This is a genomic window from Desulfobacula sp., from assembly GCF_021107415.1.
Map to the genome: position 1 here is coordinate 1 of NZ_JAIOSW010000023.1, position 4,272 is coordinate 4,272.

Genomic DNA, 4,272 nt, shown 5'->3' on the forward strand with positions numbered 1-4,272 from the left:
CATGATCCTACAGATTTTCTGGCCATGAATCGTCCCGACTGATCCGCCCAGAACTGTTGCATCCCGGGCATATGCAAAGGCGGTTCGTCCGTCAATGGTACCAAAACCGGTTACCACACCATCTCCGGGGACTTTTCTTTTCTCCATACCAAAATCCATGCACTGGCTCTCGGCCAGGTCATTTAATTCCACAAAACTATTCTTATCAAACAACAGGTCAAGCCGTTCTCTCGGGGTCAGTTTTCCCTTTGAACGCTGGCGGTCTCTCGCTTTTTCGCCGCCCCCCATGAATGCTTTCTGTTGAAGGCTCTTTAATCTTTCAAGTTCTTCCTGGTGTGTTTTCGCGGTCATGATCGATCCTTAATTTTAAGTTATATCCGCTTTAATAAGGCCATGAATTATTGAATTGAATTTTAAGTTTTCATGACGGATTATTAATAATTGTATACTGTATACAATTGTCAGGTGTCAAGTATTATTTTGGGATGGATTTTATAACTAATACTGATCCTTTTAAAGGTGTAGATCAGACAATTATTGAAAAACCGCCATAACCGGATAATGGTCTGACGGGTACCGACCGGAAAATGAGTCCATGATAATTTTTTTACGGATAACTTTTATATTACCGCGATATAATATCCAGTCAATATGGTCCAGGGTTGCTTCGCCAATGAATTTATGGAATGTGGTTGAATGGTGATTGTCAAATACTTCGGCAAAGCCGTTTGTCTGGAAAACACTATGGGCTTTACCGCCTGGATTTGAGTTGAAATCTCCGGTGATGATCACGGGGCAGTCTTTTGGGAATTCAGACAGGAACCTGATCACAAATGCAGCACTTTTTTCCTGAATAGATTCTGTAAAATCAAAATGCGTGTTGGCAATAATGATCCTGCGGGATGCGTTTTGGAAAAGCCCTATGACACATTGCCGGGGCCATTTGCTGCCGGGCATTTTGGATTCAACATCCGGTGTTTCAGTTAAAAAATAATGTTTGTTTTTCACGCATTCCCAGTTCTTGTGATAAAAGATAAGATTGCTTTGCCACCGTTCCTTTGAAGGGTTGTGCCAACCGATGAAATGATGGTCCGATAAATTTTGTATTAAAAATTTAGTTTGAAAATGGTTGGATTCCTGGATTCCCAGAAAGCTTGAGGGATAACGTTTGAGAAGCTCAGGCCACAATAGTTTTCTGTTTTCCCATGAATTATCACCATCATTGGCAAGACCGAATCTGAGATTCAGGGTCATAACGGAATAATCGTTTTCTTTTACAGCCATTCTTCTATTTGCCTCCATTCACAGCAATTTATTCTCATATTCAACTATTAAAAAAAGTATATATGAAATCATGGGGAATATTAAAGGAAAATTTTTAAATGGTTCTATTAACTTTTTTTACCACTCGCCATAGATGGATTAGAACCCTGTTTTCATCTTGTGCGGGGCCTTTAATACACATAAAGAATGAACTTTAACACTCTATTTTGCAAAACTTGCAATATTTCCGGACTTATAGACATAGTCAACACCATGAAATATTAAGGATACCGATACAAATCAAGATCATTTTTCGATAAAATTTGAAGTCATATTGATGCAAGTATCTTTGACTCGAAGGTATTACGATTAAGTATGTATTAAGAGGAGCAAGGCGATTAATACCTTACCCCCAACATCTTGTGTGGAAAAAAATCAAAGTCACAGTATTATTAAAGAAGATCGGCTATGTCAGGGAATACGGGTGCAAAGTTACTCCAACGTATCGAATGAAGGAAAAAGGGTTTTAAGTTCTGAAAAATTTTCAATTGTCAAATCAGGTTTTTCTGATTTGACAACATCTGGATCAACCAGCCCGTAAAGACAACCCACACTCATTGCTCCGTACTCGCGCGCTGCTATAATGTCGTTGGGATGATCGCCAACCATTACAACATCTGAAGGGGCAATGTCCAGTCCCTTCATGCACTTAATCAACATCTCGGGATCAGGTTTTTTTCTGACAACATCATCGCCAGCGACAATCTTCCGAAACGTGGGAGTTATATTAAAGGATTCCAGAATTTTGGAAGTAAATTCACTTGGTTTGTTGGTTGCAACCATAATTGGCAGGTGTCGAAAATATTCCAGTGTAGGCAATACACCCGGATATGGTGCTGAGTTATCAAGCAGGTGGTTTCCGTAGTGTTCACTGAAAACAGCTATTCCCTCAACTATCTCATCTGGATTAGTCTGTCTTTTGTCATGACACAGCATCCGCTGCAAAAGCTTTTCAACACCATCACCAATATATCTAACGGCAACAGCCTCAGGAATCTCAGGCAATTCAAAATAAATACGGGTAAAATTTGCAGAAATCGCAATATCTTTTGCTGTATTGACCAGAGTCCCGTCGAGGTCAAAAATGAATGCCCCTGTTCTGCGGCCATGAAATTTTGTACGTCCCATTTGTCCTCCTTTTCTTAATCATAGCTGATTGTTTTAATGTTGCCAACCTGCACACTCATATCAACGGATGATCTGAATCCTCCCCAAAAAATTGGACACAGAGTTAATCTTCTAAAGCTAATCATAGCATATTGGTGATCAAGTATTATTATCCAATAGTTAATTTCATTTTCTTGCTGCTGTAACTAATAAATTGTTCGGTGTTGATCCATGTTTTTTCATTAACTCTGCTGTAAATTCTCTGGAAGACTTAAACACATTCATTATATCTGGATGTACATTTTTTGATTCATCTTCTATTAAAGCTTTTTCAGCTACTTCTTTCATCCATACCGGGACGGCATCAGCATATTGTTCAAGCTCTTTATCAGTTAGCTTAAGCTTTAATATTCTCTGTTCAGTAAATTTCATATCAAGTGCAAGCAATAAATCTGAAATTTCATCTTTTGTATAGGGAATCCTGTGATAGCTGCCTCTCATAGCCATCATCATCTGGCTGTGACAAAAAAATACATTATCTGCAACAATTTTTTCATCTGTGTAATCTCTGTAAATATCAAATAAAACCAAAAAACCATTAGGACTGATTAGGCTTTCCATACGTTTAAGTTCTTTAATTGGAAACCTGAAATGATGAAGCGCATAGGATGAAAAAACAATATCAAAACAATTGGTTTCTAAAAATTTTCCAATATTTGGACTTCCATTATCTATAAAATTAATCTGGTCCTCACTTTCAGGCATTTCTTTATTACTGAACTCGCTGGACCAGAAATCAATTCCTGTATATTTGATTGTATTTGGATACTTGTCTTTTAACAGTTTTAATATTCGGCCATCTCCACATCCATAATCACAGATTGATTTGATATTATTTTTAGTCAAAATTGTTGTTAAAAAGGCTAAAATGAGTTGATCTTCTTTTTCTTCTAATTCTTCAAATATTTTCATCTGATCCTCCCCTAATATTGTACACCTGAGATTAAGCTCTTTTTTAATTTATTTATAAGTATGTCAAAAGCGATTGTTTTGCCAATTATCAAAAGCTGAAACAAAAATTTTTAAAAGGTACCTATATCTTTTAGCATTAGTCTGTATCTTTAGTCCATTTCAAGCCATATATAATTTCAGCAGTCAAGAATAATTATCCCTATCGAGAGATTTCAGATTCCCAAATCCTTGAGGATACAAAAAATATTGGAAACAATAATTCTGACGAAAAGCGATTCTGGCAAATGCAAGTATTCGAAACTTTTTGATTTGTAAAAAAAGCGACTACTGGAAGATCAAAGTATGGGTGAAAGCTCAAAATTCATGACCCAATAATGACATAGTGGCCGCCCTCGCGCATGAATTTCGGCCCTGAATGATTAAGATTATATTTGGTATTCTTAAATAATTATAGGGCCAGTGATCATTAGAGATTTGGTAATAATACTTGAGCCGGTTAAACCCGCGCGTTACTGTCTATATAAAAAACATAGCTGAGATATACCTTTGGCTAATGTTGGCAGAAAATATAGAACACCGCGAAGAAAAAAGCACGGAATTAACGGTTTTAATTTTTATCGTTTACTTTTCATGGGGATAAGTGGTTTAATAAAATTTTAACCTTGGTGCATAAATTAAGGAGGACGTATAGAATGAGTGGGATTATCAAAAAGATAGGTTTCGTTTTTATGGTTCTTATTATCATTAGCGGAAGTGCCTGGGGTGGTTGGTTCACATTCGAGCCCAATATTATACTTTTAGATGGGACTGCTGTAGCTCTGGAGCTCACGGATATTGAAAAAGAAAGTGCTTACATCGAAAAAGGAGATA

General features: G+C 37.0%; 4 protein-coding genes. All 4 read right to left on the reverse strand.

Features of this window, described 5'->3' with window-relative positions; all coding sequences use genetic code 11:
• Window positions 1-351, reverse strand: a 351-nt coding sequence (locus K8S13_RS01215) for a carboxyl transferase domain-containing protein (protein WP_291459811.1), incomplete at its 3' end; no start/stop codon positions are given.
• Between the two features lie 183 nt (window positions 352-534).
• Window positions 535-1,284: an endonuclease/exonuclease/phosphatase family protein gene (locus K8S13_RS01220; RefSeq protein WP_291459812.1), complete on the reverse strand. Its 750-nt coding sequence runs from the start codon at window positions 1,282-1,284 to the stop codon at window positions 535-537.
• A 471-nt stretch (window positions 1,285-1,755) separates the two neighbouring features.
• A complete protein-coding gene (locus K8S13_RS01225) occupies window positions 1,756-2,451 on the reverse strand; it encodes an HAD-IA family hydrolase (protein ID WP_291459814.1) in 696 nt (231 codons plus the stop codon).
• 165 nt (window positions 2,452-2,616) lie between these two features.
• Window positions 2,617-3,402: a methyltransferase domain-containing protein gene (locus tag K8S13_RS01230; RefSeq protein WP_291459816.1), complete on the reverse strand. Its 786-nt coding sequence runs from the start codon at window positions 3,400-3,402 to the stop codon at window positions 2,617-2,619.
• Window positions 3,403-4,272 lie beyond the last annotated feature (870 nt).